The organism is Pseudoalteromonas sp. TAB23, assembly GCF_000498075.1.
Classification (GTDB): Bacteria; Pseudomonadota; Gammaproteobacteria; order Enterobacterales; family Alteromonadaceae; genus Pseudoalteromonas; species Pseudoalteromonas arctica.
Genome location: NZ_AUTP01000139.1, coordinates 1 through 4,814, shown reverse-complemented (window position 1 = coordinate 4,814; position 4,814 = coordinate 1). Strand labels below are relative to the sequence as shown.

General features: G+C 44.2%; 4 protein-coding genes and 1 pseudogene. 3 read left to right on the top strand and 2 right to left on the bottom strand.

Annotated elements, in window-relative coordinates:
- On the bottom strand, positions 1 to 467 hold a 467-nt coding region (locus tag L654_RS0105300), incomplete at its 3' end, for a P2 family phage major capsid protein (RefSeq protein ID WP_024607483.1).
- A 42-nt stretch (positions 468 to 509) separates the two neighbouring features.
- Positions 510 to 1,391 carry a GPO family capsid scaffolding protein gene (locus tag L654_RS0105295; protein WP_024607482.1) on the bottom strand — a complete coding sequence of 294 codons (882 nt, stop codon included), beginning with the start codon at positions 1,389 to 1,391 and terminating at the stop codon, positions 510 to 512.
- Between the two features lie 192 nt (positions 1,392 to 1,583).
- Between L654_RS0105295 and L654_RS1000000128655 the strand changes: the two are divergent.
- From L654_RS1000000128655 to L654_RS0105280, 3 genes and pseudogenes are all read left to right on the top strand, one after another.
- A pseudogene (locus tag L654_RS1000000128655) lies at positions 1,584 to 3,364 on the top strand (terminase family protein).
- Complete coding sequence (locus L654_RS0105285; protein ID WP_024607481.1) at positions 3,364 to 4,428, top strand: phage portal protein; 1,065 nt, start codon at positions 3,364 to 3,366, stop codon at positions 4,426 to 4,428. The pseudogene L654_RS1000000128655 and the gene L654_RS0105285 overlap by 1 nt, the downstream one beginning before the upstream one ends.
- Positions 4,425 to 4,751 carry a phage holin family protein gene (locus L654_RS0105280; protein ID WP_002960036.1) on the top strand — a complete coding sequence of 109 codons (327 nt, stop codon included), beginning with the start codon at positions 4,425 to 4,427 and terminating at the stop codon, positions 4,749 to 4,751. The genes L654_RS0105285 and L654_RS0105280 overlap by 4 nt, the downstream gene beginning before the upstream one ends.
- Positions 4,752 to 4,814 lie beyond the last annotated feature (63 nt).

Sequence of the window (4,814 nt, the reverse complement as noted above, 5' to 3'; positions counted from 1 at the left end):
GTTGAGTCGGCGGCTGACGTGCCGTGAAAGCCAATTTTAATAATGTCGAGCGCGATTGCCTGGCGCACATGATTGCGATAGCGCTGATGGAAGTCGGGGAACTTTGACCACTGATCCATTTTTGCCCATGATAAATGAATGTCGCATTCTACCGGGTAGCAACGGTATTCGCGTTTGGCTAGGCCTGCTACGTCGCGCGTTTGGCGCTCTTTGGTGTCGTCGCTTTCTACACCGGCACGCCCTGTTACGCCACCGTCTACGCTCATCATTACTGATTGGCCTACGATGTCGTCTACTAGTGCGGTGTTGATTAATTGTAGAAACTCTACTGAGTCGTACGTTGCGTCGTATAGGCGCTGCTCAGTTGTTGGCTCTACGTTGAACTGTTCGTTCATTGATGCTACGCCGTAGTTGCTGGCCATGCCTGCAAGTACTGCGATAAATAATTGTTTTGTTCTGGTTTTCATTTTCGTTCCTGCGCTTTGCTAAGTTAAGTTAGGGTGCGGCAATTACAAGCAGTTGCTGTATTTGCCTTCGTCGCCTTCGTGTTCTTCGTCGGCGTTGGTTGTGTCACCCGCAGGTGTTTTTAATGCTTTGGTAAACTTTTCGTTAAGTTCGTCAAGCGCTACTTTTGTGCTTGATAGCTCTTCTTTAAGCTTTGTTAGCTCGTCTGACTCTTCGGCTGGCGGTACTGTTTCTTCTTCGTCGTCAACTTTTGTTGTTGAAAACGCATCAAGCTTTGCTGTTAGGCCGTCGAGCTTTTGGCCAAATTGCTCAAGCGGCGTGCCGAGTGCATCTTTTAATGCATTGGCTAATTGTGTTTCGTTCATGTCGGGTTCTTCCTTAGTGAATAGTCGTTTGAAAAAGGGTTTTTTAGGTGTGTCGATAGGCTCACATGACCCTAAGTCAACTGTTAATAAAGAGACTTCCGTGTCGTCTGCTTTGCTCTTACTACTGAAATGGATGCGGTCGGTGTAGCAGCTTGCTGGGTAGTCGGTAACTGCTAGGCCGGTTAGGTAAGTTTTGCCAGTGCCCATGAAGTCGCGGCTAATTTCGATGCTAAAATATACGGCTTGGTCGGCTTTGTTTAATGCTACAAACCCTTGGTTTGGTGCGAGCACGGCGTATAGGCACACTACGCCTTCTTCGTTTTCGTATGCTTCTACGCTTACTACGTCTCCCAACATGCCGGGTATATCAACATTGTGTAGGTTTTTAGCGGCCCAGCCCGACCAGTTAAATTCGTGATCGAGGTTTATGCGTGCGCCATATTTGCGGGGGTTGTAAGTTTCTACTATGTCGGCTACGTCTTGCTCGGTTATTTCGCGGCCGTCGACAGTCATGCCAACAGCGGCAATTGATAATGGTTTTGTGCGTAGTTGACCTGGCATATAAACAAACCTTTTAAATGTTTTTTAATTAAGCTTTATGCTTTAAAGTAACTGCAGTTTGCACCCTCCTTTTGCACCTTTCCAACTGTTTAACTTTTTGAAATTCCTATATTTAACTTTTAGGAATGGACAGGTTTTTAACAGACAGATTACGCGCTTTATTACTAATACACTGCCGCCATGGATTAATTAATGTGGCGCAATATGAAGGCTAACTACGGACCAGACGTACGCAAAAAAGCACAGGATTTGTATGTTGTTGATGGCTATACCTACGAGGAAATAGCTGATTTAGCAGGCATGCCAAGTGCGCGAAGTGTTAGGCGTTGGTCTGAGTCTGAGAACTGGGCTGACATGTGCCCAACGTATAATGCCGAAATGGCGTTTAGTCGCCGCATTAATTTGCTAGCCGATAAAGACAATAAAACCGATGCTGAATATAAAGAGCTAGACTTTTGCACGCGCCAGCTGTGTGCGCTTAATAAAAGCAAGCTTGCGCCTGCTCCCAAGCAACGCGCTAACAATGACGATGCTGGTGCTGGTAATAGTGGCGGCAGCGGCAAAAAGTCGAAGAAGAAAAAGAAAAATGATTGCTCTGGTATTACGCTTGAAATGCTTGACGAGCTTAAAGACAAACTTCTTTATCCCCACCAAAAACATTGGTTTGAAAACCAAGATCACCGCACCCGCTTTATTTTAAAGCCCCGACAAATTGGGGCAACTTTTTACTTTGCGTTTGAAGCGTTTTACGACGCGGTTATTAATGGCCGCAATAAAATATTTATATCGGCTANGATCAGGCCGAGGTATTTAAAGCTAATATTGTGGCGCTGGTGCGTGAGCATTTTAATGTTGAGCTGACCGGTTCACCAATGGTGCTTAATTTGGCTGGCGGCAAAACAGTTAAGCTTATTTTTAAAAGCACTAATGCGCGTACGGCACAGTCGGAAAGTGGCGACCTATATATAGACGAAGTTTTTTGGATTCCTAAATATAAGAGCTTGCGGGGCTTGGCGCAGGCTATGGCAACGCATAAGCATTTGCGCATTACTTATTTTAGTACGCCGAGTGTTACGAGCCATGAAGCGTATGACCACTGGAACGGTAAGTGGTATCGCAAAACTAAGGCGTGTAACGACCCTGAATTTGCGATTGATGTTAGCCATAAAAGCTTAAAAAATGGCAGGCTTTGCGAGGATGGCATTTGGCGACAAATGCTTACTGTGTACGACGTGGTTACCAGTGGGTTTGACCGCATTGACATTGGCGTGCTTGAAAACGAGTACAGTGTAGATGAGTTTAATAACTTGTTTATGTGCAAGTTTATTGATGATGCGCACAGTGCGTTTAACCTTAAGCAGCTTATGAACTGCGTGGGCGATTCGACCAAGTGGCCTGACTTTGATTTAGATTACGAACGCCCTTACGGGTTAAAGCCGGTGGTTATTGGCTTTGACCCTGCGCGATTTGGCGATAAGGCGAGCGTGGCTATTTTAAGTGCGCCGATGAAGTCTGGTGAAAAGTTTTTGCTGCTTGAAGCAATTGATTTAAGCGGTAATGATTTTGAAGCGATGGCAAGCGAAATAAAACTACTTACCGAAAAATACAACGTTGTGCACATTGGCGTTGATACCACTGGTATTGGTTACGGTGTGTGGGAGCTTATTACTAAATTTTACCCTAATGCCGAGCCAATACATTACAACCCTATTATTAAAAACCGCATGGTTATTAAAGCAATTAACGTTATTCAAAACCGACGCCTTGAGTTTGACCATGACGCGGTAAACATTGCTAGCTCGTTTATTAATATTCGCCGTAAAGTTGTTGGCGACCAAATTACATATGCTACTAACCGCACGGCCACTACGGGCCATGCCGATATTGCGTGGGCAATTATGCACGGCTTATTATTTGAACCCCTCGACGGTAATGCCCACAGCCGCCAAACATCTGTAGGAATTGCAGCTTAATGAAACCACGATTACAAGTAAGCAACGGCCAAGCGCCTAATTACAACCAACGAACTGCGGTGACTGATGCGTTTAGTTTTGGCGACCCCGAGCCGTGCTTAGATAACAGGCTAACAGATTACGTTGGTGTATTTAGTGACAGCAACGGCATTTATGCGCCGCCCATTAGTTTGCAGGGTTTAATTAAACTGCTGCGCGTTAATGCTCAGCACGGGCCCATTTTGTATTTTAAGCGAAACATGATTTTAAAATGGTATAAGCCTAACCCGCTTTTAAGTCATCAATCTTTAAGTAAGTTTGGCTTTGATTTGCTGTGGAGTGGCAACGCTTATTTGCAAATTATTAAAAATTCGTTTGGGCAAATTATTAAACTGCGCCACCTGCCTGCACTGACTATGCGCTATACGAGTACGCGCGGTGTGTATGCGCAATTAAGCAACCGCAGCCATGAGCCTATTTATTTTAATGCGGGCGAAATTATACATGTAAAAGAGTACGACCCGGGGCAAGGCATTTACGGTATACCGCAATATTATGGTGGCATTCAGTCGGCATTATTAAATGAAGATGCGACTTTGTTTAGGCGTCGGTATTACAAGAACGGTGCGCATATGGGTTTTATATTTTCAATGGCTGATCCTAATTTAAGCGCTGAAGATGAGACGGCATTAAAAGATGCAATACGCGATAGCAAAGGTGTGGGTAACTTTAGAAGTTTGTTTTTTAATTTTAGAAGTAATAAGGCCGATGCCGAAAAGGCGATAAACATTACACCGGTTGGTGATATATCTACCAAAGATGAATTTGAGCGGATTAAAAAAATTACGCTTAACGATATGCTAAGTATGCACCGCGCGCAAGAAGCGCTAAGCGGCCAGTCGTCTGGTGATAAAAACGGCTTTGGCGACTTAGATAAAATTACCCGTGCCTATTACAACAATGAAGTTGTGCCAATGCAGCAAGATGTTTTAGGTATTAATAATTACTTGCCTGCAGCGCAGCGCATTGAATTTAAAGAGCCTGAATATTCAGACCTTAACCCAACACCCAAGGAAGACGCATGAGCTGGATAGATATAGTTGAATTTATTAAACAGTGGGGGCAGTTGCTTATGTTGAGCTTTTTAGCGGCGGCTATACAAATGTATTTAAGCCGTAAAGTGTTTACGTTTTTTCATTATTTTATGAGTGTGTTAATTGCTGTTTTTGCCGCGTACTTGGCGGCTATGTTTTGCGAGTGGCGGCAATTTGATGAAAGCTTAAAAACGGGTGTTATTGGTGTAACTGCGTATGCGGCCCCGCACATTTTGGAGGGGATCAATAAATTTATTGAAACGTTTAGCAAAGACCCAAAGGGCTTTATTAAATTAATTAGGGGCGGCAAATAATGGGATGGTTGAAAACGTTAGTTTCTTTTATCACTGACCCAATAGCCGACTTAACCGGCGGCT

Coding starts and splice junctions, on each gene's coding strand:
- L654_RS0105295 (WP_024607482.1), bottom strand. CDS start 1,391: ATGCCAGGTCAACTACGCACAAAACCATTATCAATTGCCGCTGTTGGC.
- L654_RS0105285 (WP_024607481.1), top strand. CDS start 3,364: ATGAAACCACGATTACAAGTAAGCAACGGCCAAGCGCCTAATTACAAC.
- L654_RS0105280 (WP_002960036.1), top strand. CDS start 4,425: ATGAGCTGGATAGATATAGTTGAATTTATTAAACAGTGGGGGCAGTTG.